Source organism: Castellaniella sp. (assembly GCF_004321985.1).
Taxonomy (GTDB): Bacteria; Pseudomonadota; Gammaproteobacteria; order Burkholderiales; family Burkholderiaceae_B; genus Castellaniella.
Genome location: NZ_SCQN01000046.1, coordinates 346,121 through 371,045, shown reverse-complemented (window position 1 = coordinate 371,045; position 24,925 = coordinate 346,121). Strand labels below are relative to the sequence as shown.

The 24,925-nt window shown below is 60.9% G+C and carries 20 protein-coding genes and 2 pseudogenes; 9 read left to right on the top strand and 13 right to left on the bottom strand.

Annotation, left to right across the window (positions count from 1 at the left end):
* Nucleotides 1-24: 24 nt before the first annotated feature.
* The 4 genes from EPN31_RS12825 (at nt 25) to EPN31_RS12810 (ending at nt 2,762) form a co-directional block, all read left to right on the top strand.
* A complete protein-coding gene (locus EPN31_RS12825) occupies nt 25-495 on the top strand; it encodes a MarR family winged helix-turn-helix transcriptional regulator (RefSeq protein ID WP_291773784.1) in 471 nt (156 codons plus the stop codon).
* The gene (locus EPN31_RS12820) at nt 492-1,721 is read left to right on the top strand and encodes an MFS transporter (RefSeq protein WP_291773782.1); all 1,230 of its coding nucleotides are present in this window, start codon (nt 492-494) and stop codon (nt 1,719-1,721) included. Before EPN31_RS12825 ends, EPN31_RS12820 begins: the two co-directional genes overlap by 4 nt.
* Nucleotides 1,722-1,806: 85 nt before the next feature.
* Nucleotides 1,807-2,241: a DUF5602 domain-containing protein gene (locus tag EPN31_RS12815; protein WP_291773779.1), complete on the top strand. Its 435-nt coding sequence runs from the start codon at nt 1,807-1,809 to the stop codon at nt 2,239-2,241.
* Nucleotides 2,241-2,762, top strand: a complete 522-nt coding sequence (locus EPN31_RS12810) for a plastocyanin/azurin family copper-binding protein (RefSeq protein ID WP_291773777.1) — start codon at nt 2,241-2,243, stop codon at nt 2,760-2,762. Before EPN31_RS12815 ends, EPN31_RS12810 begins: the two co-directional genes overlap by 1 nt.
* A gap of 94 nt (nt 2,763-2,856) precedes the next feature.
* Here the strand turns inward: EPN31_RS12810 and EPN31_RS12805 are convergent, their stop codons facing one another.
* Together EPN31_RS12805 and EPN31_RS12800 are read right to left on the bottom strand one after the other, a co-directional pair.
* Entirely contained in the window at nt 2,857-3,180 is a 324-nt protein-coding gene (locus EPN31_RS12805; RefSeq protein ID WP_291773775.1) for a BON domain-containing protein, read from the bottom strand.
* A 104-nt stretch (nt 3,181-3,284) separates the two neighbouring features.
* Nucleotides 3,285-4,456, bottom strand: a pseudogene (locus EPN31_RS12800) (hypothetical protein); the annotation flags it as partial.
* 83 nt (nt 4,457-4,539) lie between these two features.
* On the opposite strand from EPN31_RS12800, the gene EPN31_RS12795 reads away from it, so the two are divergent.
* Nucleotides 4,540-5,049 (top strand): nucleoside 2-deoxyribosyltransferase, encoded by a 510-nt coding sequence (locus tag EPN31_RS12795; protein ID WP_291773774.1) that lies wholly within the window; start codon nt 4,540-4,542, stop codon nt 5,047-5,049.
* Here the strand turns inward: EPN31_RS12795 and EPN31_RS12790 are convergent.
* On the bottom strand, nt 4,977-5,906 hold the full coding sequence (locus tag EPN31_RS12790) for a helix-turn-helix domain-containing GNAT family N-acetyltransferase (protein ID WP_291773771.1): 930 nt from the start codon (nt 5,904-5,906) through the stop codon (nt 4,977-4,979). The genes EPN31_RS12795 and EPN31_RS12790 overlap by 73 nt on opposite strands.
* Nucleotides 5,907-6,069: 163 nt before the next feature.
* Between EPN31_RS12790 and EPN31_RS16730 the strand changes: the two are divergent.
* The 3 genes and pseudogenes from EPN31_RS16730 to EPN31_RS16720 all read left to right on the top strand — a co-directional run.
* Nucleotides 6,070-6,513 (top strand): annotated as a pseudogene (locus EPN31_RS16730) (ATP-dependent metallopeptidase FtsH/Yme1/Tma family protein); the annotation flags it as partial.
* Between the two features lie 91 nt (nt 6,514-6,604).
* Nucleotides 6,605-6,991: an AAA family ATPase gene (locus EPN31_RS16725; RefSeq protein WP_367188317.1), complete on the top strand. Its 387-nt coding sequence runs from the start codon at nt 6,605-6,607 to the stop codon at nt 6,989-6,991.
* Complete coding sequence (locus tag EPN31_RS16720; RefSeq protein WP_367188316.1) at nt 6,904-7,290, top strand: hypothetical protein; 387 nt, start codon at nt 6,904-6,906, stop codon at nt 7,288-7,290. Before EPN31_RS16725 ends, EPN31_RS16720 begins: the two co-directional genes overlap by 88 nt.
* 131 nt (nt 7,291-7,421) lie before the next feature.
* Here the strand turns inward: EPN31_RS16720 and EPN31_RS12780 are convergent, their stop codons facing one another.
* The 10 genes from EPN31_RS12780 to EPN31_RS12735 all read right to left on the bottom strand — a co-directional run bounded on the left by EPN31_RS12780 (nt 7,422) and on the right by EPN31_RS12735 (nt 17,737).
* The gene (locus EPN31_RS12780) at nt 7,422-8,585 is read right to left on the bottom strand and encodes a mandelate racemase/muconate lactonizing enzyme family protein (protein ID WP_291773767.1); all 1,164 of its coding nucleotides are present in this window, start codon (nt 8,583-8,585) and stop codon (nt 7,422-7,424) included.
* 19 nt (nt 8,586-8,604) lie between these two features.
* Complete coding sequence (locus tag EPN31_RS12775; RefSeq protein WP_291773765.1) at nt 8,605-9,285, bottom strand: SDR family oxidoreductase; 681 nt, start codon at nt 9,283-9,285, stop codon at nt 8,605-8,607.
* On the bottom strand, nt 9,282-10,349 hold the full coding sequence (locus EPN31_RS12770; RefSeq protein WP_291773763.1) for an ABC transporter substrate-binding protein: 1,068 nt from the start codon (nt 10,347-10,349) through the stop codon (nt 9,282-9,284). Before EPN31_RS12770 ends, EPN31_RS12775 begins: the two co-directional genes overlap by 4 nt.
* A gap of 25 nt (nt 10,350-10,374) precedes the next feature.
* Nucleotides 10,375-11,223: an ABC transporter permease gene (locus EPN31_RS12765; RefSeq protein ID WP_291773760.1), complete on the bottom strand. Its 849-nt coding sequence runs from the start codon at nt 11,221-11,223 to the stop codon at nt 10,375-10,377.
* Entirely contained in the window at nt 11,220-12,023 is an 804-nt protein-coding gene (locus EPN31_RS12760; protein WP_291773758.1) for an ABC transporter ATP-binding protein, read from the bottom strand. The genes EPN31_RS12765 and EPN31_RS12760 overlap by 4 nt, the downstream gene beginning before the upstream one ends.
* A 66-nt stretch (nt 12,024-12,089) precedes the next feature.
* Nucleotides 12,090-13,037: a dihydrodipicolinate synthase family protein gene (locus EPN31_RS12755; protein WP_291773755.1), complete on the bottom strand. Its 948-nt coding sequence runs from the start codon at nt 13,035-13,037 to the stop codon at nt 12,090-12,092.
* 9 nt (nt 13,038-13,046) lie between these two features.
* The gene (locus EPN31_RS12750; protein ID WP_291773753.1) at nt 13,047-13,880 is read right to left on the bottom strand and encodes an IclR family transcriptional regulator; all 834 of its coding nucleotides are present in this window, start codon (nt 13,878-13,880) and stop codon (nt 13,047-13,049) included.
* 249 nt (nt 13,881-14,129) lie between these two features.
* The gene (locus tag EPN31_RS12745) at nt 14,130-14,759 is read right to left on the bottom strand and encodes a methyltransferase domain-containing protein (protein WP_291773751.1); all 630 of its coding nucleotides are present in this window, start codon (nt 14,757-14,759) and stop codon (nt 14,130-14,132) included.
* 161 nt (nt 14,760-14,920) lie between these two features.
* Nucleotides 14,921-16,450 carry an acetyl-CoA hydrolase/transferase family protein gene (locus EPN31_RS12740; protein ID WP_291773748.1) on the bottom strand — a complete coding sequence of 510 codons (1,530 nt, stop codon included), beginning with the start codon at nt 16,448-16,450 and terminating at the stop codon, nt 14,921-14,923.
* 450 nt (nt 16,451-16,900) lie between these two features.
* Complete coding sequence (locus EPN31_RS12735) at nt 16,901-17,737, bottom strand: pirin family protein (protein WP_291773746.1); 837 nt, start codon at nt 17,735-17,737, stop codon at nt 16,901-16,903.
* Nucleotides 17,738-19,408: 1,671 nt separating this feature from the next.
* Between EPN31_RS12735 and EPN31_RS12725 the strand changes: the two genes are divergently transcribed.
* Nucleotides 19,409-24,616, top strand: coding sequence for a DUF3320 domain-containing protein (locus EPN31_RS12725; protein WP_291773744.1), 5,208 nt, complete (start codon nt 19,409-19,411; stop codon nt 24,614-24,616).
* Nucleotides 24,617-24,925: the final 309 nt, after the last annotated feature.

Below are 24,925 nucleotides of genomic sequence, written 5' to 3'. Positions count from 1 at the left end.
TCCTGGTCCGCCCTATATCCCCTTATGCCAACTTCCCTGGAATCAGCGTCCGCAGGCGCCGAACTGCTGGACGTTGTCGCCCGGCTCAACCGTTGGGTCACGCGCCACACCGTCTGGACGCTGCCAGTCGCACAGGCACGCGTCCTGTCCCAGATCGACGAAATGCAGGCTACGCGCGTCAGCGACCTGGCCCGCGCCCAGCACTGTAGCCAGCCCACCATGACCAGCCTGGTCCGGCGCCTGCAGGACCAAGGCCTCGTCGCTCGTACCCCGGACCCGGACGACGCACGAGCGGCCTGGATCTCGCTCACCGACGAAGGCGGGCAAGCCCTGGCTGATATCCGGCGGGCCCGCGCCGACATCATCGAATCGCTGATCCAGAGACTGACAGCCGCTGACCGGCAGCGCCTGCGGGGCGCCCAGAAGGCGCTCACAAGCTTGCTGGATGCCGCCTACCGCCAGACACCTCCTCAACAGGAACACCCAAGATCATGAAATTGCTGCAACAACCCAAGGCCGTGCTGGCCGTGGCCTTCGCCTGTGTCATCGCCTTCATGGGCATCGGACTGGTGGATCCCATCCTGAAACCCATCGCTGATTCTCTGGGGGCGACTCCATCCCAGACATCGCTGCTGTTCACCAGCTACATGCTGGTGATGGGCTTCGCCATGCTGATCACCAGCGTGGTCTCCAGCCGCCTGGGCGTCAAACTCACGCTGCTGCTGGGACTGCTCATCATCATCGTGGGCGCAGGCGCCGCCGGGATGTCCAACTCGATCAGCGCCATCGTCGGCTACCGCGCCGTCTGGGGCCTGGGCAATGCGCTGTTCGTCGCCACGGCACTGACCGCGATCGTCAGCGCCTCTCAGGGCTCCGTGCGCGACGCCATCATTTTCTACGAAGCCGCGCTGGGTGTCGGGATCGCGGCGGGTCCGCTGATCGGTGGGGTACTGGGATCCATCTCATGGCGCGGACCGTTCTTCGGCGTGTCAGTGCTCATGGCCCTCGCGCTGCTGGTCACCGTCTTCCTGCTGCCAAAGGCAGCGACCCGGCCTCACCCCAGCTCTCTGCGCGACCCGTTCCGCGCGCTCAAGCACCCCGGGCTGCTGGCGGTGGCCATCACAGCTCTGCTCTACAACTTCGGATTCTTCACCCTGCTGGCGTATACACCGTTTCCGATGAACATGACGGCACAGGGAGTCGGGCTGACCTTTTTCGGCTGGGGCCTGGCGCTGGCCTTCGCTTCGGTCTTCTTGGCGCCGCGCCTGCAAGCCGCCTTCGGCACCATCCCGTCCGCGTTGGGCGCACTGACCGGTTTCGCGCTGGTGCTGGTCGCCATGGCCATCTGGACGGATCACCGCGCAGTCCTGGTGGCCGGCGTAGTCGTCGCGGGGCTGTTCCTGGGCATCAACAATACCCTGGTCACCGAAACCGTCATGCATGCGGCGCCCGTGGAACGCGGCGTGGCGTCCGCCGCCTACAGCTTCGTACGCTTCAGCGGCGGCGCGGTCGCGCCCTGGCTGGCGGGATACCTGGGCGAAACCATCAACGATCACGTGCCGTACTGGGTGGGGGCCGTCGCCGTGCTGATGGGCGCGACGGTCCTGGCCGTCTCCCGGCGCCACCTGGCACACATCGACGGACAAAACCATGTGGTGCCGTTGAACCTGGACTCCCCCGCGGAGGGAAGCCGAATGGCTGGGACCCCAGAATCCGTGTAACAGTGAAACGCGTGACCCGGCAGCAGCATCCAATGGTGGCAGTCGAAGGTTCTTCCACACCCCTATCCACTCATAGGAGCATGCCATGATCCGTTCCCTCGCCACCGCAACCGCTGCCAGCATTGCACTGGTCTTCTCGCTGGGCTCCACCAGCGCAATCGCTGCACAACATTCCGTCATGAAAGCGCCACCAGCCGCGCCGTACAAGGCGGTCAGCTCACTGGTCAAGCTGCCGGATTTCATCCCCGGCATGGGGCAGCTTTTCGTCGACCCCGCCACGCTTCCCGCCGGCCCCTTCCTGGGCTACGACCACAAGGGCAAGCTGGTAAACACCACCTACATGATCCCGATTTCGATGATGAAGCCGGACATGAACCTGCATGACCTGAAAACGCCCGCCGGCAAGGTCGATCACGTGGATATCGTGTACAACGCGGGGCATCCAGGCGTGGCGGAGCCGCACATCCACATCGTCCTGTGGAACATTCCGGCGAGCCAGGAAAGCCGAGTCGCAAAATAATGGCCTTTGCCCACAACCCTCGCCGGCGGCTGCTGTTGTCGGCCGGGGGCGGCCTTCTGGTTTCGGCGGCATTGCTGCGCAAGGCAGCCGCCGCCGACGAGGTCGAGATCGCGCTATCGGGAACGGCCAACGGGTCCGAGGTCTGGTTCCGGCCCCGCGGCCTGCTGATCCAGCCTGGGCAGACCGTTCGCTGGATCAACAAGGACACGGGCAACGTGCACACCACCACGGCCTATCACCCCAAGAACGGCAAACCGCTGCGCATTCCGCAGGGGGCGGACAGCTGGAACTCGGACTACCTGATGCCCGGTGAATCGTTCGCAATGACATTCCGGGTGCAAGGGGTGTACGACTACTTCTGCATCCCGCACGAACACGCCGGAATGGTAGGACGCATCATCGTCGGGTCGGCAGACCCGGCCCAGCCGCCCTACGCCGACACCGACGCAAAACTGCCGCCGGCGGCTCTGAGCCACTTTCCCGGCGTGGCCGACATCCTGAAGACGAAGGTCGTTCAGTAAGGACCAAGCCCAGTCCTGCCGTAACCCTGACAGTGTGGAGGGGCGCACCGCCCGCTGGTGAACGCTGGCGCATCCCCGCCTGAAGACACTACGCCTATGGGACGACCACCAGGTTGTTGTGCACTTCCGTCACGCCCGAAACGGATCGCGCCACTTCACCGGCCCGCGTCCGCTCTTTCTGGGTCTTCGCGAAGCCCGACAACTGCACGACGCCGCCCTGGATGGTCTTCACGCTGATGTTGGCGGCATCGGCGGCCCCTAGCTCGTCCACCATCTTTGCCTTGACCCTGGTGGTGATCACCGAACCATCGACGTACTGACCCATGGTCTCCTGGTGGCTCGCAACCGAGCAACCGCCCAGCAGTGTCGCCGACAGTCCCATGACCGCCACTACAGCAAGCTGATGTGCAATTTTCATCCTGCTCTCCTTTCTGACTGCGAAGGCCGCGACTTCACAATAGCATGGCGATTTGGCGGGCCTGCACTTGCATCTGTAACGAAACCCGCAGGGAACCAGGGCAACTAGGTTTTACGCAGCGCGAACTGGCTGGGCGTAGACGTGAGGTAGCCCACTGCGGCGCCAGACTTATCCTTGTAATTCGCGCGCACCAGCGGATCCAGTATCCCCCGCACCTGCTGGTGAATGCTGCCCCAGTCGCCGGCGTGCTGGAAGTTGCTCATGATGTAGGTCCAGCCGTTGACTTCGTCCACCGCGTGCAGGCCGGTGGACTCACCCCCCGCAGGGATCGACATCAAGCGCGCGAGCTGCCCAGAGTCAACGTTGTAGGCCCACAGGAAGTTGTTGACGTGCTGGCTGGAGTCCTCCCCTATGAACAAGGTCCTCATCCTTTCGGAGAACTTCAGGTTGTCGGGGTTGGCTACCTTGTCGAGGTTTGCAGTATTGCCCATCATGTCCCCCTTGAGCGCTTTGCCCCCTGCGTCCAACAGATCCTCACCCAACAGCAGCGGCGCCACATCAGCGGGCATCCACTCGCTGTCGATAGCTGCGCCCGAAGTGTCCTTCAGGCCACCCTTGAGATTCAGCGCCATCACGCCGCCAGCAATCAGCGGCCTGGGTACGGGAATGCCATTACCCGGGACATTGGCCGCATGCCCGACCACCATCGAGGACTGAATGTTCTGCAAGGCAGAGTAAGCCACCTTGTCACGAATGTTGACAGTGGTGCCCTCCATCTTGGTAAAGCCCATACTGGCACCTGCGTACGCGGCGTAGCGGTGGGTTTCAAGAAACGCGGCAGCCTGATCCATTCCCGGCATGATTCTGACCCACTCGGTCTTGTCATTGGCGACGATCCGGCTGTAGCGCGCATCAGAGGGGTCCACCAACTTCACATCCATGATATCGGCGGGTCTGATGCCGTCATCCACCAGCGCCCGGATTAGTGATATGGGTTGGCCGTCGCCGCGTCACCGTACAGATGCAGACTGTAGGCATCCATGTGGTTCCTGGCACGGTCAGCGAAAGCGTCCGGCTCGTATTCCTCTGACGACAGATGCGTACCCCAGGGCGAGAGGCTGGCGCCGCATGTGATCCACAAGCCGTTGACCGACGAGGTATCCACGTTATGGTATTTGACCAGTGCGAGCTTGCCGGTGGCCGGATCCTGATCCAGCGTCAGTACGGCGATCGGTGAGGGCAACTTGCCATACATATCGATCTTGCCGTCTCGCGCATCGATCCAGTGGATCACCCGCCGCGAGCGCGTGTGCGGAAGCGGCAATCAGGGCATCCATCGCGTCAGAATACACTGGCGTCATGACGTCCATCTATCTTGCCGGCCCCGATGTCTTTCGGCCCGATGCCGGGGCCTATGGCGAATCCCTCAAGGCCGCCTGCCGAGCGCATGGCTTCGAAGGCCTGTACCCGCTGGACAATGCCGTGCCCCACGGACTACCGAAGCCAGAAGCAGCGGCCTGGATCTGCCAGGCGAACCTCGGACTGATCCAGCGCGCGGATATCGTCATGGCCAATCTCAACCCGTTTCGCGGCGCAGAGCCGGATTCAGGCACGGTGTTCGAGGTGGGGTACGCGACAGCTCTGGGCAAGCCCGTCTGGGGCTACGCGGACGACATCCGCGCCATCGCCCAGCGCGTCGTCCACACGATGGATCCGGATGGAAGGCTGGTAGACCCACAAGGCCTCCAGGTCGAGGACTTCGGCCTTCCCCTGAATCTCATGCTGGCCTGCAGCATTCAAGTCGTGCGTGGGGGACCAGACGACTGTCTCGCCGAGATATCACGTGTCAGCCGCTTTTCGAACCAGTAGTGGGCATAGGGATTGTTGTTGTACGGCGGAATTTCGGCATAGCCATTGCGCAGGTACAGGCTGCGGGCCTCAGCCAGATGACGGTTCGTATCCAGTTGCAGCACATCCACGCCCGCTGCCACTGCCCGAGCTTCCAGCGCGTCCAGCAGGCGCTGGGCGATTCCCAGCCTTCGTGCGGATGGCGCCACCCACATACGCTTGATTTCCCCGTAACGGCCCTGCTTGATCTTGAGAGCGCCGCAACCGACGGGCTCCCCGTCTAGCCGCGCAACCAGCAGCCAGCCCAGGGGCGGCACCAGCTCCTCCGGCTCGGCCGAGACGCTCAGCCCAGGGTCGAAGCCTGCGTCAAAACGTTCCTGCAGCTCACGGAAATAGGCCTGGATGCACGCCCGGGCCTCTACGCTCAAAGGGTCGGCCGCCTCCAGGGTGACAGCCGAGGCCCGCAGCAGGCGTTCGGCCTCTACCATGGCAGCCAGCAGACGCTGGCGCTGGGAAGCACCCAGTCCGGCCAGAAGCGAAGCGGCCATCTCCCTAGAGCGTTGGTCCAGGATATCCCATTCTTTCTTGCCCCGAGGGGTCAGTTCCACCCGCCGCACCCGGGCATCTGCCGCGTCGCGCCGCGTCGTCGTGAGCTTCTGTGCCTCCAGCCTGCGCAGCAATCGGCTGAGATAGCCCGAATCCAGCCCTAGGCGCGCACGCAGATCGCGTACCGTGGCACCCTCCCGACCAACTTCAAACAGCAGCCTGGCCTCGCCCAACGGGCGGCCGCTGCCCAGATAATTGTCGCTGAGCACCCCGATCCGCTGAGTGACCGTCCGGTTGAAACGCCGGACCTGCAAGAGTTCGTCTTCGTCCATTTTCCTGACTTTAGTCAGGTAAATGCAGAGCTGTCAACGGGCGCGCCCAAAATATCTGATAACCTTTTCCTGTCCTCCTGATCGGGACAGGCTGGACGTACCCGCCCGATCTGCGCTTTGCACAGCGCCGCCTTCGTAAACATCTCGTACGCAAGGAATCGGCATGAAAGGGTCCCAGACAAGCCGTTCGCCCAATCGTATCGATGCGCCGCGCGGGGCACCGACAGGACGCCCTTCAGCACCGGGCCAGGGCGACCCTCCAGGAGGGCTGCGTCCTCGCCGCATCTGGTGGGTGTTTCTGGTCGTGCTGGCAATCAATTATGCGTTGATGCGGTTTTTCACGCCGGGCGAGGAAACGCCGATCACGATACCGTATACCGTTTTCAAAGAGCAGGTTGCGCAGAGCAATGTGACCTCCATCTACAGCCAGGGCGACCGCATCGAGGGCCGTTTCGTGCGACCCTTCACCTGGCCGTCCCCTAAGGCCTCAGGTGGGGGCTCACCGTCGGTCGGCTCGAAAAGCAGTCCACGCACTTCGCATACATTCGAGAGCATCCTGCCGACGTTTATCGACCCGGGGTTCGAGCGTTTTCTGGATGAGCACAAGGTCGAGATCCAGGCCGTACCGATCCAGACAAGAAACTTGATCGAGACCTTGCTGTACGGCTTTGGGCCCGCGCTGTTCATCATCGCCTTCTATGTCTGGATGTACCGGCGCGCGGCGCAGGGAGGCGGGGGGGATGGGCGCGGCTTTTGGCATGGGCAAAAGCAAAGCGCGCCGCTACGATCAGGATACCGAGGATCGGGTCACGTTCGACGATGTGGCGGGCATCGACGAGGCCGAGAACGAGCTTGTCGAGATCGTCGATTTCCTCAAGGATCCGGGCAAGTATTCGCGTCTGGGTGGTTCCGCGCCCAAGGGGGTATTGCTCGTTGGCGCCCCGGGCACCGGCAAGACCTTGCTCGCCAAGGCCGTGGCCGGGCAGCCGAGGAAGTCGTGTACGGCACCCGCACGACCGGCGCCGAGAACGATATCGAGCAGGCCACCGGTCTGGCGCGCAATATGGTCACTCGTTGGGGGATGAGCGACAAACTGGGCTTGGTGCAGCTTGCGGGGCGGCAGAACCCCTATCTCGGCAATACATACGGCGGCGGGCCGACGCTCAGCGAGCAGACGTCCAGCCTGGTCGATTCCGAAGTCCAAGCCATTATCTCGGAATGCCACAGCAAGGCCCTGACGCTGCTGCGCGAGCATCGCCGTGCGCTGGATGCGCTGGTGCAAGCCTTGCTCGACCACGAGACCCTCGATGAAAAAGAGATCTGCGAGGCTACTGGCCTGCCGCCGGCACCGCCCTTGGAGGAGCTGCCACACACGCCGGTTTGAAAACGGAATTTCCCTGTCCATTGGTGCCGGCTATACAGCTGCACGGCTCTCGTGCGCTCTGCGTACGAATGCACGGAGATCTCCCAAAAGGAGTCCAGCCAAAGTCCGGGCCAATGTCCGTAGCCTACGGATCAGCTCGATAGGGCCTTCATTTCCTTGTAGAGTGCGGCCTTGCCCTCGAACCCGATCCCGGGGAGTTCGGGCATCACGATGTGGCCGTCCTCTACGGAAACACCATCCGGAAAGCCGCCATAGGGCTGGAACAGATCCGGATAGCTCTCGTTCCCGCCCAGGCCCAGGCCCGCTGCGATGTTGAGGGACATCTGGTGCCCACCGTGCGGGATGCAACGGCTGGGTGACCAGCCGGCCGCACGGACGCAGTCCAGTGTGCGCTGATATTCACACAGCCCGTAGGAAAGCGCGCAGTCGAACTGGAGCCAGTCACGATCCGGGCGCATGCCACCATAGCGCAGTAAGTTCCGGGCATCCTGGTGGCTGAACAGGTTTTCGCCGGTTGCCATGGGCCCGGGATAATAATTGGCCAGCTCGCTCTGCAGTTGATAATCCAGCGGATCACCGGCTTCCTCATACCAGAACAGGGGGTATTCACGCAGCGCCTTCGCGTAACGGATGGCTGTATCCAGATCGAAGCGACCATTCGCATCGACTGCCAGCCTCGCCTGACTGCCGATTTCCTTCAACACGGCCTCGATGCGCTGGATGTCGTCTGCGAGCGGAGCGCCGCCGATCTTCATCTTGACGACGTTGTAGCCTCTGTCCAGGTAGCCACGCATCTCCGCGCGTAGCGCGGAGACATCCTTGCCGGGATAGTAATAGCCACCCGCAGCGTAGACGAAGACCCTGGGATTGGCTTCCAGATTTGCGCGCTTCGCCAGCAGCTTGAACAGAGGTTCGCGGGCGATCTTCGCAGTCGCATCCCACACGGCCATGTCGATGGTGCCCACCGCCACTGAGCGCTCGCCGTGTCCACCCGGCTTTTCGTTGGACATGAGCGTCGCCCAGATCCGATCCGGGTCGAGATTGTCGTGCGCATCGTTCAGCAGGCTCCCGGGATCAGCGTCGAGCAAACGACGCGCGAATCGCTCGCGTATCAGGCCACCCTGCCCGTAGCGGCCGTTCGAATTGAACCCATATCCCACGACGGGCTTGCCGTCGCGCACGACGTCGGTGACGACGGCGACCAGGCTGGTCGTCATCTTCGAAAAATCAATATAGGCATTCCTGATGGGAGAGGCGATCAACTTGGTCGCTTCCCGTATGTCCACAATCTTCATGTTCCATCCCAAGATTTCATCAGAGAGAGCTTCCAGCGCAAATGACGATGCGCTGGCCGGTAATCGCACCGGCATCTTCACCCAGCAGGAAAGCCACGAGCGCAGCTATCTCACGACGCCGCACGTAACGGCCCATCGGCGGCAATTTGGGCGGCGTGTCGGCACGTGCCGGATCGTGCAGCATGGGGGTTTCAGTGGCGGCAGGCGCCACGACGTTCACGGTGATAGCCCGGTGGACGAGCTCCGCCGCCCAGGAGCGTGCCAGTCCGGTCAGTGCCGCCTTGGTCGCCGCATACTGACTACGCGACGTGGCACCGTCAGACGTGCGGCTGCCGATCAGCACGATCCTGCCACCGTCGGGCATGGTGGGCGCGATCAGACTCGCCAACACTTCGGCGGCCCTCACGTGTACCTGCCACATGGCATCACCCTGTGCATGGTCGAGCGCCTCAAGGGTTGCAGTCGCCATGAATCCGGCGGCATGGACTAGTGCGTCATAGCCTGCCAGTTCAGGCCGCAAGGCGAGTAGCGCACCCACATCCGCCAGATCGACCTGCAAGTCAGTGATCCCTGTCCGCGGATGCGGTGGCGGATTGCGGTCCATGCCCGTCACCTGCCAGCCGTCAGCCTGCAGGCGCCCGGCGATTGCAGCCCCGATGCCGGAGCTCGCACCCGTCACCAGCACACGCCGCGCAGTCACCGGTAGTTCCTCGCCTGCGCCTGGACGCTGGCGATGTCGAAGTCGTTGATCTCGTCGATCAGGGTGTTGGTATAAAAGGCGCTGTAGTCCTTGATGTCCCACCCATGCATCGCGGCCTCAGTCTTGAATTCCTGGACATTGATGCTCCCCATCTTCGCGCCGGCATACGGTGGGCTGTAGAGCTTCAGGCGGCGACCGATAGCGAGCAGTATGGCGGCGACGGCCGTAGCATGGTCGCTGCCGCGCGGGGCGGTCTCTGGGTACATCTTCAGGAAGGCTTCGGCACCCGCGCGCGGATTTGCGAGGATGAACTGGGATGACTTGCAGACGATGCGCCCCACCTTGACAGCGAGTTCTTTGTCCTTCTGCAAAGTTCGCACCTGGGTCTCCAGGAACTGCCCGCCCACCAGGGGCAGGTTCTTCGGACGCGGCAGCAGCCTGAATGCGATCTTGGCCGCCTCGATCTGGCCGAAACCGGTGTCGTAATAAGCCAGGGCGTCGATGGCCTTGCGTTCGAGAGCGACCCCGGCCTGCACGCCATTGCCAACCGAGATCCACTTGAAATCCTTCTCGGGATCCATGCCGAGCATCTTGAGCACCGCCTTCGTCACCGGATAGTCAGTGGCGCCAAAATCCGAAACGCCAATGTGCTTACCCTTCAGATCCTCGTAGCTCTGGATCGGCGAGTCTGGAAGCACCGCGATGTCCCACTTGTAAGGGTAGGTGTACTCATAGAAGTTCTTCGACGTATGCCAGTCGCCTTTCGCGAGAATCGGCAGCCCGAAGGAGGGAACACCAACCCCAAAATCGGCATCACCCTTGTCCACCGCAACCTGCACGCTCGCATTCGTGCCCATCGCCAGCACGTTCAGCTTGATGCCCTCCTCCTTCGCATACCCGAGCACTTCACCGATTGCCAGATTGATGACGATGGGGCTCATGGCCTTGAGCCCGGTTCCAAGAGTCACAGTACGGGTGCCGGCCGCGACGCTGCGGCCTCCGTACAGCGCCAGGGCTGCCGCAATACTTCCCGATGTCAGCAGAAAATCTCTACGTGTCGTCATGTCTCTCTCCTTGGAAAGTGTGGATCTAGTGTTTGTTACGATCGGCCCAGTGCACGACGCGCTTTTCGATCGCCCGGACGGTCACGTGCAAGGAAACACCCATGGCCCCCAGGATGATGAGCGCGGCAAACACGCCGGCGATGTCGGTCACTGCCTGTGCCTGCGTGATCACGACCCCCATCCCTTGCTGCGCGCCCAGGAATTCCGCGACGATAGTGCCCAGCAACGCATACACGACCGCCATGTCCAGACCGGCAAACAGGTACGGTGCGGCATTGGGCAGCTTCACGATGCGATAGGTTTCCATGCGGGTTGCGCGCAGCGAGTGCATGAGATCGATCTTCTCAGGATCCACCGACCGGAGACCTGTGAAGCTGTTGATGAGGATGGGAAAGAAGGCCAGCAGAGCAGCCGTCGCGATCTTTGATCCGTCGCCAAAGCCGAGCCACACCACGATGAGCGGCGTGATCGCTACCTTGGGCAGGCTTTGCAGCGCAAAAGCGTACGGCATGATCAGCCGCTCCACAGTGCGGCTCTCCGCCATGGCAGAGCCCAGCACCAGCCCGGTACCCGTACCGATCAGAAAGCCCAGCGCAGCGTTGCTGAACGTGCTCCAGAGAGGTTGGTAATATCCCATCGGGCTATCCGGCGACACGGCGAGCCCAGACCAGAGGGCATGCACCACGGCGGACGGTGCTGGCAGGATATACGACGGGATTCCCAGAACACTCACGCTCAGCGACCACACGGACACCAGGACGACGACGCCAGCGAGCGTAATGAAGGTACTGGCCTGTTCTTTCAGAAATTTCATGATTTTCCCGGCGCCTGCGACAGCGGCATCCTGCCCGCGCGGCTGTACGAGTGCATTCATTCGACACCTCCCTGGGCATTCAGAAGCTTGCGGATGTCGCGGGAGAGCCGCGTGTATTCGCTGTTCGACAAGATGGTCTCAAACGCCCGTGGCCGTGGAATGCTGACAGGGATGTCCCGCAGGATCTTGCCTGGACGGGACGACATGACTACCACGCGATCGGCCAGAAATATGGCTTCTGAGATACTGTGCGTGATGAGCACTACCGTCTTGTTGCTGCTTTGCCAAATGCGTTGCAGCTCGAGGTTCATGCGCTCACGCGTCAGGGCGTCCAGGGCGCCGAACGGCTCATCCATGAGCAGCATCTGCGGATTGCGTATCAGCGCCCGGCAGATCCCCGCGCGCTGCTGCATGCCGCCGGAGAGCTCATAAGGGAATCGATCGCCAAAGCCTTCGAGCCCGGTCATCGACAGAAGCTCTTCTGCCTTGGTGCTGCGGTCGTGTCGGCCACCCACCCGTATCGGCAGCTCCACATTCTGTCTCACGGTGAGCCACGGCAGGAGATTGGCGGACTGGAAGACGACGCCGACACCCGGAGGCGGCCCCGAAATGGCCCGGCCTTCCATCCTGGCTTCACCGTCTGTGCAATCGTCCAGCCCCGCCAGTATCCGCAACAGAGTGCTCTTCCCGCACCCTGAAGGACCGACGATGCTGACGAACTCGCCGTCAGCAATGCTCAGATCAATTCCATCCAGGGCTCTGACGTCACCCCCCTTGGTACGGTAGGTTTTCCCCGCACCACTGATTTCTATCAACGCTCCGCTTGCGCCTTGCGGCGACTCTTCGACGGCTCTCAACACGGTTGTCTCCTTGTCTCTTTCAGACCGCAGGCCAGCGGCAAAACCGCGCCTGTCGTCCCTCCGCTCTCAGGCGGGCGTGGCCACTCGCTGGAGCAGCCCCGCGCTCCGGAGAGCAGCATCAATGGCGAACAATTCGTCTGCGGATGGCTCGCAGGTGGGTGGGCGCACCGTCGGACTTTTCAGGATGCCCGCGCGCGCCATGGCGGCCTTCATGCGGCCATGGGCCTCGCCGGTAGGTTCACCCGCGCCGTACACGGCGTCCTTGAGCGGCGTGATCTTCGCCTGCACAGCCACGGCTTCTTTGAGATCCCCACGCCTGACGGCCTGCAACAGCTGATGGATCAACTCCGGCACCAGAGAGGCAAAACCCACGAGCGCACCATCGATTCCCTGCACCATGGACGCCAGCAGATATTCGTCGTGGCAGGTGAGCAGCGCCTTCGACGGATCTGCGCGGCGGATAGCCTCGATGTCGCGGGCATATTTATTCATTTCACGCGTACCGACCTTGAATGCCGCAACGTGGGGCAGCCTTGCGAGTTGCGCCAGGAGATCGGACGAAAAGGATGCCCTCGTCCACGCTGGATACACGTGCACGACCAGCGGAAGACCTGTAGCCTCGCCGATGGCCGTGAAATAGTCGATGCAGTGCTGCGGGCGGAACCCGAATCGCAACCAGTGATGCGGCGGCATGATGTCGAGCGCGGAAGCACCCGCCTCTTTCGCCATGGTGGCCTGCTCGACGGCATCCTTGATGCCTTCACATACCACCGAGGAGATGACCGGGCAGATGCCCTTTGTGGCCTCGACCACGAGGCGGGTGACCTGCGCGCGCTCGCGCGGGGTCAGGGCAAAGACTTCACCCGTGTGGCCGTTGGTCATGAGGGCGGTGATCCCCGGCTGCCCACCCAGCCATCGGGAAAAGCGCTGGAGCTCGGGTGCATCGATGCTGTAGTCTTCGTTGAACGGGATGGCGATCGCCGGAATGATCCCGTGAAAGTTTACGTCTGGCACGTCGTTCTCCTATGCCGTTCTTGAATTCACCGAGGTAGCAAAGCACCCCGACGCCTGAAGTGATTTTGAAAGTTCGGCCGCCGCCGTCCGGACGGGATCGGCCGCGAGGGCTTCAAACTCGGGGAGCCTCATTCTGAGTGCCGGCGCCGCGACGCTGAGGCCCGCAACCGGCACGCCGTCGGCGTCGAGCACCGGAGCCGCGACGATGAAGAGCCCCGAGACGTTCTCCTGATCCGACACGGCGTACCCACGCTCACGCACTGTCTGAAGCCGCCGGAGGATTTCGTCGATATCGGTGAGGGTGGTCGGCGTGAGCGCCGGCCGCGGATGGGAACCGAGAATCTTCTTCTGGTCACTCTTGGGCAGCCAGGCCAGGATTGCGTGGCCGATCGCGGTGGAATAGGCGGGTACGCGGCTGCCGATCCGAATGTCCACGCCCAATCGCGTCAACCCGGCCTGCATCCGTTCCGCATACATGACTTCCCATCCTTCGAGCACCCCCACCGAAGCCGCTTCATTGATCTCACCCACCAGCCCACGAAGAATGGGCCGTGCGCAGGTGCGCAAGTCAGCATGCGCAATCGCGCTGAAGCCTAAGTCGAGCACCTTGGTAGTCAGACGGAACAGCCGCGTATCGGGCACGCGACACACGTAGCCGGCAGAGACCAGCGTCCCCAGAAAACGGAACGCGGTGGCATTGTCGACGCCGCTGCGTCGGGCAATCTCGGCCATGGTGAGCTCGGGTTCGCCAGCGCTGAACGCTTCCAGGACGCGCAAGCCCTTGATCAGGGACTTGACGACGTTCTTGCCGTCCGCCGCTAAGTTGTCGTCTTGCTGGACCATAAATCCGTTCATCAGTTAATTTATTCGGATTGCGAACAAAAGTTTTTATTTAGAACAATCGTAGACCTACCCTTTGAATACATCAATATCCAGCAAGTCGGTACTTTCCCCTATCTTTGCCAGGCAGACAGGCCGCGCAATGGGCCATCAATGAGCTAGCCGATCACCCGACACTGCGCTGACGCTGCTGGTGTCCGAAAGGATGAGTCCGCTTCAGGGTGCATGACCGCGGCAACCGGCTAATCTTCTTCAGGTCGACGCATTGATCACATAGGCATGCATGGGAAAGGACACGATGTCCCCTTCCCGGTACCGGTTCACGACCGGCTCGGTTTCTTCGCGGACTGCATCGAGCAACCTGGCCCGCGCGGAACTCTCCAACTGTGCAAAAGGAGGCACGGCTGCCGCGGAACTGGCGACGGCCAGCGGGACGAAGCGGTCCGCCTGCGGGAAGCGCAAATGAATGGATTCGGGCGTGATCTCGACCGCACCAAAGCCCGCTGAGCCATATAACGCACGCAGATCATCCACATCGTGGAGAGCAAAAGGAAGAGCGACCGCAGCCAGTGGAAGTCCAAGGTGGCGCGCCACGGAATTCATGAGGGCGTCAAAGACCGGATGCCGCTCGACTGCCTGCCCGACAATCACCGTACTCCGGCCGCCCGGAGTCAGCACCCGGTGTATCTCGCGCAGCGCTGCATTCCGGTCGGGGAAGAATTGCAGGCCGTGCTGGCATAGCACGAGATCAAAGGCCGCGTCTTGGAAAGGCAGGTTCGTCGCGCTGCCTTCCGTCCAAGTGACCGATTCCCCCTGCGTCGCAGGCAGCGTGCGTGCCACAGCATGTATCTCCGTGGCACGTCGGATATGGCGGCAGAGCATCCCGGGCCTCGCCGCCAAAACTGAAACCATCGAGACTATGGACGATACGTAAATGATGACCGTGGGGGGTGGTTGGTTCTATGCGATCCGATTAATGTGGGTATATCCTACGGCGGCAAAACTACAAAACCGTTTTGAGGCCGGACTCGGTCGTAGCGGACCTACTTTTTCATACTTCCCGTCTTTTCAAACCGATCGTGCCAGCTGAGCGCCTCGGAGAGAATATGCGGGGTGTGCTGGCCGCGATTCGACTGTTGCTTGGCGCGCTGGAAGTAGTCGCGCAACTGCTCTTTATAGTCAGGGTGAGCACAGTTTTCGATGATCGTCTCGGCCCGCTGTTTTGGCGATAAGCCGCGTAGGTCGGCAAGACCTTGTTCTGTAACCAGAATCTGGACATCGTGCTCGGTGTGGTCGGTGTGCGAGACCATAGGTACGATAGCCGAGATATCGCCATTCTTGGCGATGGAGGGTCGTACGAAGAAAGACAGAAAGGCGTTACGGGTGAAATCTCCCGAACCGCCGATACCATTCACTATAGTACTGCCGGTAATATGAGTGGAATTGACGTTACCGTAGATATCGCATTCGATCATGCCATTGATGGCGATAACGCCAAGTCGGCGGATGACTTCGGGATGGTTGCTGATCTCCTGGGTTCGCAGCACGATTCTGCTACGGTAGAAATCGATATTGTCATTGAAATTTTTCACCGCTGCTGGGCTCAGCGACAATGCAGTGGCCGAGACCTGGGACAGTTTGCCATCCTGCACCAGCTTTAGCATGCCGTCCTGAATCACTTCCGTATAGGCGGTGAGGTTCTGAAATTGGCTGTCCCCTAAGCCGAAGAGCACGGCGTTGGCAATATTGCCAACGCCCGCCTGAATCGGTAGCAGTTCGGGCGGCAGGACGCCTTTTTTCACTTCGTTTTCCAGGAACTTGATGATGTACTGGGCCATCCGCCTGGAATCATCGTCAGGCTCGGTGAAAGCATTGACGCGATCGTGGGCCTGGGTCTCGACAATGGCTACAATCTTGTCCAGCGGGCAGTGATAATACTGGGATCCAATGCGATCACCTGGCTTGAGGATTGGCACGGGTTCGCGATTGGGCGGCAATCGCGTACCGTAATAAATATCGTGCATGCCCTCGAGCCCTTCGTTGAGGGCGTAGTTGACCTCCAGAATTACTCGGTCGGCCAAGTCGATCCAGGTCTTGTTGTTACCCACCGAGGCTGCCGGGATGAGGCTGCCGTCCTCGCGGATCCCGGCGACCTCAATCACGGCAATGTCCAAATGACCGAAGAAACCGAACCAGACATACTCGGCGACGTGGGACAAATGAATATCCATATACTGCATCTGTCCGCTGTTGATCCGGGCACGGCTGGTGGGATCGGACTGATAGGGCATCCGCATCTCGATACCATCAACCTCGGCCAGGGCACCATCAAGCTCGGGCGCTGTGGAAGCACCCGTCCAGACGTTGATCTTGAACTCATGGTTATCGGCATGCTGCTGACGAATCCAATCAGCTAACGCCAGTGGGATTTTCTTGGGATAGCCGGCCCCAGTAAACCCGCTCATGCCGACGTTCGCACCAGAGAAAATATACTTGATCGCGTCTTCAGCGCTCATCACGCGGTCATGCAACGCCGCGCAGCGAATACGACTAAGGCTGGTATGTTCAGACATAATCATCCTGCTTTTCGGTGTAGTTATAAAACCCCGGAACCGTACTGTTTACCATATTCCGTCAGCAAAAATGAAGCCTAATTAAAACGGGTATCATAGCTGGCGGGCGTTCAATATTCTGCCGTCTGAGACCGCGAGTCAACGCGCCTTACGTAATGCACGCCATGGCAAACCAACTCATCATGTGCACGCCAGCGGCCCGCATCCGCGCCCAGGCGGCATTACAGGGACTACCTCTAGTCGGTCCAGCCACCAGGTCAGCCAGGGAAGTGACCGAAACGGTGGAGGAGTTCATGATAGGGTCTCCTTCAAGCTTTCAATTGAAGCAGAAGCGTGAACGCCACTTACCTCACCAGCTATCGCGCACTCTAGCTGTTTGGTTAATTCAACTGCTCGACTTCGGCGCACGATGGGTGGTCCCCGTCCTCCGGGAAAAGTTCCGTATCGGCATCAATATGGCACGCCTTCCAGACGACCCATCCTGCCCGCCGTGAAATCACGCTTGGCCTGGGCCAGGCGCTCGGGCGTATCCATGACAAACGGTCCGGAGAACAGGACGTCCCCTTGGACGGGCCGGCCGCCCACCAGCGCAAGTTCGGTGGTCTCGATGCCGTGCGCCGTGATCCGTATCTGTGCACCGTCGCCCAACACTCCCAACTCGCCTGTGGATAGACACACCTCGCCCACCTCGACCTGCCCTTGCAGGACATAAAGCCCCAATTCCACCGAGGGATCAACCACTAGCGTACCGACTGCATCCGGCTGCAATTGGAGACGCGCGAAAACAGCTCCTCCGCTGAGCGCCATGGGGCCGTGCACACCGTTCACGGCGCCCGCGATGACAGACAGTCTTGAACCCTCGCCATCGACGCACGGGATATCGGGCGCGCGGATGGAGGTATAGCTGGGTTCGACGAGCTTGAGTTCAGGCGGCAGGCTGGCCCAGAGTTGCAGGCCATGGCGGCCACTCAAGGGCTGTTCGGCGTGAATCATGCCGCGCCCAGCGCGAATGAATTGCGCATCACCAGCAACCAGGCGGTCGTGCGAGCCCATGCTGTCACGGTGTTCCACGCCACCCTCCAGCAGATAACTCACGACTTCGATACCCGCATGCGGATGCGGGCGGTCTCCGATGCCACGCTGGCCCTGATGGCGATAATGGTCGAGGAAAACGAAGGGCCCGACCGAGATTTGCCGCTCGTGGGGCAGCGCGCGCAGCAGGCGCATGTCGCCATCATCGACGACATACTCGGCTGGCAAGACGTGGGTGACGATACGGTCCATCATGAATCTCCATGAGAAATGGCGCGCTTTCCCGTGGTGAATGCGCGGCGGCGGGGCTGGCTGCTGTTGACTGCGGATATTCGCTCAGTTCATCAGGTTCACTAATCGTAGCGTGTCCACATTCTCAAAACACGGATGACACGTGTCGGCTTAGTCGTCGAATACCACTGAGCTCTGAACCACCACCTCTTTGAGGTCAGTACGTAACACGGGAACCACCATTGAATCTCGAACAACCTAGTCGTTGAGTTCTGAACTTTCCGGATTGTTCTATATGAAGGGCTGCTTTCGGCCGGTGGTACTTGTCAAGCAACATGTCCGCTCCTTGATGCGGCCAGCCTTAAATTTTCGAGTAAGCCACCACGTTCCTTTGACGGATTGAGTCACACCTAGCCACAGTGACTCCAGTCGCGTGTATCGCGTCCTTTCCAGCGCCCAGGCTGGACACGCTTTACAGCCTCATAGGTGACGTGGCGCTGCCCAAGAATTGCACGATCCCTTCCACTGTGACATCGGGCAGGCGTCACGAACTGGATGACACTGTGTCGGTGCTCGGTGTTGTGCCAAGCCACGAAGTGCTGCACCCTCAGGTGTTCAGGTAGCTTGGGCAGCCGCGCCTCACAGGCTGCTGCGCCAGTTCCTGCTCAAGGGGCTGGACATCTCGCAGCTTTCCCAGACTCAGCTCAACGATATCGCACGGCTGATGAACGGCTGGCCCCGTAAAGCGTTCGACGGCACAACCCCGAGAGACTATAAGCATGGAAATGTGAGCATTGTGACCATGTTGCACTTGACTCTTGAGACCGCCGCGCCGGGTTTCGTCATCGTTTCTTTCCGCGCGATCATAGTGCCCGGCAGATGCTGGTCTGCTACGTGCTCATGCCTAGCGCAACTGCCCTCGGACGTACAATGCGTCACAATTGTTGTTACTTTCTTATATCAACGGCAAGTTAACAAGAAACGTCGATGGGGGGAGTCGTGGGGGTGTCGATTGAAGGCGCTTTTGCCGAGAAGCTTGGACTCGTCTCGCATCAGAACGCTGTGCCACTGATCCGTTCATTGACAATCACGAACGACGGGGACGCAGATTTTGCGGATCTGACTCTGGAGCTGGAGGCAACGCTACCGTTTGCTGCGATGAAGACTTGGCCTGTAGACCGGCTGGAGGCGGGCGCAGTGCTCGATCTCCCCGATCGCGACATCAAGCTTGCCGAGGGGTATCTCGCCGATCTCACGGAAAGCGTCAGAGCCGGGATCGATGTGCGTCTGCGATCGGCCACCGCTATCCTCGCGGAGCAGCATTGCCCGGTCGAGTTGCTGGCACCCAACGAGTGGGGCGGAGCCGGCAGTATGGCGGAGCTTTTGCCAGCGTTCTGCACGCCCAACGATCCTGCGGTGGACAAGGTTCTCAAGCTGGCTTCGGACACCTTGCGGCGGGCGGGTCGCCCTGATGGCATTGATGGCTACGAGGCGAAGTCCAGGGGCCGTGCCTGGGAGCTGGGATCGGCCATCTATTCGGCAATATGTGGTCTGCGGCTAAGTTATGCCGTACCGCCGGCGAGCTTCGAGGAACGAGGACAGAAAATCCGAACACCGTCGCAGATCCTGGCGGGTGGCATCGCCACTTGCCTGGATACAGCGCTGCTGTTTGCGGCGGCCATCGAGCAATCCGGATTGAACCCCATCCTCGTGCTCGTCGAGGGGCACGCGTTCTGCGGTGTCTGGCTGCAGCCGCAGCAGTTTGCACAGGTACTGGTCGACGACAGTTCGACGGTACGCAAACGGTTGGATTTGAATGAGCTGGTGGTCTTCGAAACGACCTTCGCGACTCAGGCGCAGTCACCGGCCTTCAGCCAGGCCGTCAAAGATGCGACGCGCAGGCTGGCTGATGACAAGAAGTTCGTGGCAGCCGTGGATGTGCGCCGTGCACGCATGCAGAAGCTGCGCCCATTGAGTGTGTCGGCAGGGGCGGCGGAATCCTCAGGGAGTGAGGGCGAGGCGCAGCTCCATGTTGCGCTTGAGGCAGCCCCGCTGTTGCCCAGCTTCGATGTCGAGGCGAAAGAACAGGAACAGCCGGCAACGCCCACCGACAAACTAGATGCCTGGCAGCGCAAGCTTCTAGACCTGACGACACGGAATCGCCTGCTGCACTTGCCGCGCACGGCCAAGGCCATCTGGCTGGTATGTCCGCAGCCAGGACGAGTCGAGGATCTGCTCGCAGCACACAAAACCCTGCGGATTGCGGTGATGCCGCGCAAGGATATCGGTGGGCGGGATAACGAGATCTATGCGGCGCGGCACGGTCAGTCTCTCGATGAGGAGTATGCACGCCAAGCGCTGGAGCGTATGGAGCTGCTGTCGGTGATGGATCAGGCAAAACTGGACAGCTATATCATCGACTTGTACAGAAAGTCCCGTGCCGATCTGGAAGAAGGGGGATCGAACACCCTGTTCCTGGCCATAGGGTTCCTGCGCTGGAGAAAAAGCGAAACGGATCCCAAACCTTACGATGCACCGCTGATCTTGCTGCCTGTCAGGCTTGAGCGGTCGAGTGTTCGCCATCCGGTCAGGTTGACGATGTTGGACGACGAACCGCAATTCAACCAGACCTTGCTGGAGCTACTGCGTCACGACTTCAATCTGGAGGTACCCGAACTACACGGCGAGTTGCCTGCCGATGACAGTGGCATCGACATCACAGGAATCCTGACCACGATGAGGCGTGCGGTGCGCGATATGCCGGGGTTCGAAGTCGTTCCGGACGTCGCACTCAGCACTTTCTCCTTCGCCAAGTACCTCATGTGGCGCGACTTGCGCGATCGCACCGCGGAACTCATGCAAAACGGCATTGTTCAGCATCTGTTGCAGCACAAATTCGGCCAAGCGGGGCCGTACGCAAAGGATGAGTTTTTGCGCGAATCGGAATTGGATCAAAAACTCGACCCAGCCAATCTGTTTCTGCCACTTCCAGCGGATTCTTCGCAATTGGCTGCCGTGATCGCCTCAGCCAGCGGCAAGAGCTTCGTGCTCGACGGGCCGCCCGGAACCGGGAAGTCACAGACGATTGCGAACATGATTGCGCACAATCTGGCGCTGGGTCGACGCGTTTTGTTCGTGGCCGAAAAGCGCGCAGCGCTCAGCGTCGTCAAGCGCCGCCTGGAGCAAAAGGGGCTTGGCGAATTCTGCCTGGAGCTGCATTCCAACAAAGCATCGAAAGTAGAGGTACTGCGGCAGCTCGATCGCGCATGGGGCGCGCAGCGTGAGGCGTCCGATTCAGCCTGGCAGGCTACTGCCAGCCGGGTACGCAGTCTACGGGATGAATTGAATGCGCTGGTGGCTGTGCTGCACCGGAGGCACCCGAACGGTTGGTCGCTGTTCGAAGCCATGGCCGAGGTCATACGCAACCGCCACGCGTGGACGCCGGAACTCTCCTGGCCAGCCGGAATACAGCATACACAGGACCAAATACAGCGGCTGCGTGAAGTATCGACGCGGCTTGATCTGACCCGGGCAGCGGTCGAACGCGTTGGAGCCCAATTCAAACTGCTCCGACACTCGGAATGGTCGAATGCCTGGCAAGATGGTGTGGTCGCCGCTGCGCGCAATCTGCTGGATATGTTGTCGTCCTGCTCTGCGGCCTGCGAGGCGTTCAGCCGCTGCACCAGCCTAGGTATCGCGCCTTCGTTGCACAATGCCGGAAACCTTTGTCTGCTCGGCAAGATGCTGGCCCAAGCGTACGGCGTCGATCTGCGGTTTGCATTCGAGCCGTCGGCGAGCCGTGTGGCGTCTACGCTCGATGAGGCGGCGGTGCTTCTGCATGACTACGAAGACGCGAAGGCACGCCTGTCGCGCTCCTATGCGGCAGACTCGATCGCGCGCATCGACGTGGCTGCTGTCAGGCGGGCTTGGCGGGAGGCATCGGGCAGGCTCTGGCCTTTTGCCCTGATGGAGAAAAGGCGCGTCGCAAAAGGCCTGGACGCTTCTACAACGCGGACAAAGCCTTCCGCTGTCGAGGCGGACCTCCGGCAGATCGAGACCCTGCAAGCGTTGATAGCTGGGGTTGACGCGCTTACGCCCGTATTGGACGGCGTGCCGGGCTGGGCCGGCATCGATACGGACATGGCGCACGCCAAAGCGGCTGCGTGTATTGCCGAAGGGTTGCGATCTGCGCTCGTGGCGCTGGCTGAGACACCGGAGCACTTTGCACGGCTCTGCGGCGAGGCCCGCCGTCTGGTGTGCGATACGAATGAACTGCTGGCCGCGGGCAGCCCCGTGATGCAGGCGGCCGACCGGCTGAACCAATGCCACGAACGGTTGCTAGCGGCGCTGGATCGGTTTGACGAAGTCACCGGCCGTGCAACGGATTCAGATGTGGCGGACGAAACTCTTCAGGCCAGCGCACAGGCAATCATCGACCATACTGCCGTGCTGCATGATTGGTGCAGTTGGCAGAAGGTGCGTAGTGAGGCCATCGAGCTGAGCCTGGCGCCACTCGTTGACGCGATTGAAAGTGGCGCCGTCCCGCAGGACAACGTCGAGGATACGTTCAAGACGGCCTATGCATACTGGTTTGCCCGAGCAGCAATGGACGCGGAGCCCTTGTTGCGGGCGTTCGTGCCCACTGTCCAGCAGAATGCAATTCAGAGCTACCGGGCTGCCATCGATGAACTCTCGGCGCTGACTTCGGCGTACATTCGTGCACGGTTGATGGGCGAAATTCCCTCAAAACAGACAGGGATGCTTCATGCGGGATTCCAGGTCCTGCGGCATGAACTGCAAAAGAAGCGGCGGCACAAGCCTGTGCGGCAACTGCTGCAGGAAATGGGGGACGATTTCATGGCCCTCGCCCCGTGCATGTTGATGAGCCCATTATCGATCGCTCAGTACCTGCCGACGGACCACACAGCATTCGATGTCGTCATCTTCGATGAGGCCTCTCAAGTGACGCCATGGGATGCCATTGGAGCAATCGGCCGCGCCAAGCAAGTGATCGTTGCCGGTGATCCGAAGCAGATGCCGCCCACCAACTTTTTCAATCGCGGGGTTGGCGTCGAGGACGATGTTGAGGAAGACATGGAGAGCATCCTCAACGAATGCCTGGCGGCCGGCCTGCCGGAATACCGGCTCACCTGGCACTACAGAAGCCGACACGAGAGTCTGATCGCCTTCTCCAACCACGCTTATTATGATGACAGCCTCGTCACCTTTCCTGCACCGGATACACGGCCGAGCACTGTTTCGTGGCGCCGCGTTGCGGGCGTCTACGCCCGCGGCACCGGGCGCTACAACCAGATCGAGGCCAAGGCCGTCGTGGCCGAGTTGGTCGGGCGTCTGACCGATCCGGCGTTCGTGGCGTCCGGCCAGAGTGTTGGCGTCATTACCCTGAATGCCGAGCAGCAGCAGTTGATCAGCGATCTGCTAGACCAGGCGCGGCGAGAGGCGCCCCAAATCGAGCCCTTCTTCTCCGAGAACCAGCCAGAACCGTTGATTGTCAAAAACCTGGAAACTGTGCAGGGCGACGAGCGTGATCTGGTCATCATCTCAATCGGCTTTGGTCCCAGCGAACCCGGCGCTGTCACCATGCTGATGAATTTCGGGCCGCTCAACAGGACCGGCGGGGAGCGGCGCCTGAACGTGGCCGTGACCCGCGCCCGTCGAGAAATGATGGTGTTCACCTCGTTCGATCCATCCATGATCGACCTCAGTCGTACCCCGGCGCGGGCAGTGAGCGATTTGCGCCAGTTCGTGGAATTTGCGGATCGTGGACCTGTGGCCATTGCGGCAGCCGTCAGGGGGCCATTGGGTGACTACGAATCACCCTTTGAGCAGTATGTTGCCGAGGCGATGCGGGAAAGAGGCTGGCAAATTCATACACAGATCGGCGTTTCTCGTTTCCGTATCGACCTCGCGGTGGTGCACCCGGATCGGCCGGGTGACTATCTCGTCGGCATCGAGTGTGATGGCGCAACCTATCATAGTGCCGCGACAGCGCGCGACCGGGACAAAGTCCGGGCTGACATCCTGCGTGGCTACGGGTGGCGCTTGCTACGCGTCTGGTCCACCGCGTGGTGGGTCGATCGGGAAACGGAGATCGAACGCTTGCATAAGGCGATCACCAACCTGCTGGTGGAATCGAGGGCCGAGGATGCGAAATGCAATGGGGGAGCATTGGTGGCGGACGAGGGGTCGGTTGAGGCGACCGCTGATGCCAGTGATGCCGTAGTGACACTCGACATGGCAGCCAATCTTGAAGACGTAGATTCGGGGCAAGCCCACAAGATAGAGACCCCGATAGAGGGGGCCGATGAAGAGGAGCGACAGACCGAATCCAGAGATCGTGAACCCCTAGTGGCGCACAGTTCCGATGCGCTGGCCTTGCGCCAGGGCCAGCAGGTTTACCGTCAGGCCGACCTTTCCGCCTACGAGACCATGATTGATCCCGACCGTTTCTATCTTCCTGAATACGATACGACCCTGTCCAACCTGATTGCCACCGTCCTGGAGAGCGAGGCGCCTATCCTAGATGAGTTGCTGGTGAAGCGTGTTGCACGCCTGCACGGCTTCAAACGCGCTGGTAGCCGTATCCGTGAGCGTGTCCTGGATCTGGCGCGCGATGCGTATTTTTTCCAGACTGATATCGCCGCAGAAAACGCCCGGTTCATCTGGCTGTCGGAGGATGATATATCGCGCTGGGCGTCGTATCGGACGCCAGAGTCAGAAGAGGCAGCGCGTTCCGCGGAAGAGATCCCCCGAGAGGAACTGCTCGCCGCTGCGTGCCGTGTCGTAGAGGACGACATCGCGCTGGGCGTCGCCCGGACATTTGGCATTCGCAGGCTCTCGCAGAGTGCCCGGCGACGCATCGAGGGTGCCTTGCAGGGGTGATGTCCGCCGTGGTGGCTAGCTTCCTCGTCAGAGGCGCCTGGCGCAGTGACAAACTACCGAAGCTCCGTAGACGTGGAGGCAAGCGCTCTATTAGAGCAAGCACAAGCAAGCGATGCCCCGTCCATGCGTCCTGGGCAGAAAAAAGGATGGAAACGCCGTATTCTTGAACACCCCCAACCTCATTTTTGTCCCGAAACCTGCATCAACACTTGGTTTACGTACCTTTTCGAGTTCAGAGCTCAGTGGCGGAAGTTCAGAACTCAGTGGTTTTCGACATCGAACGCCTGTGACCACCACCCCTTGAAATCC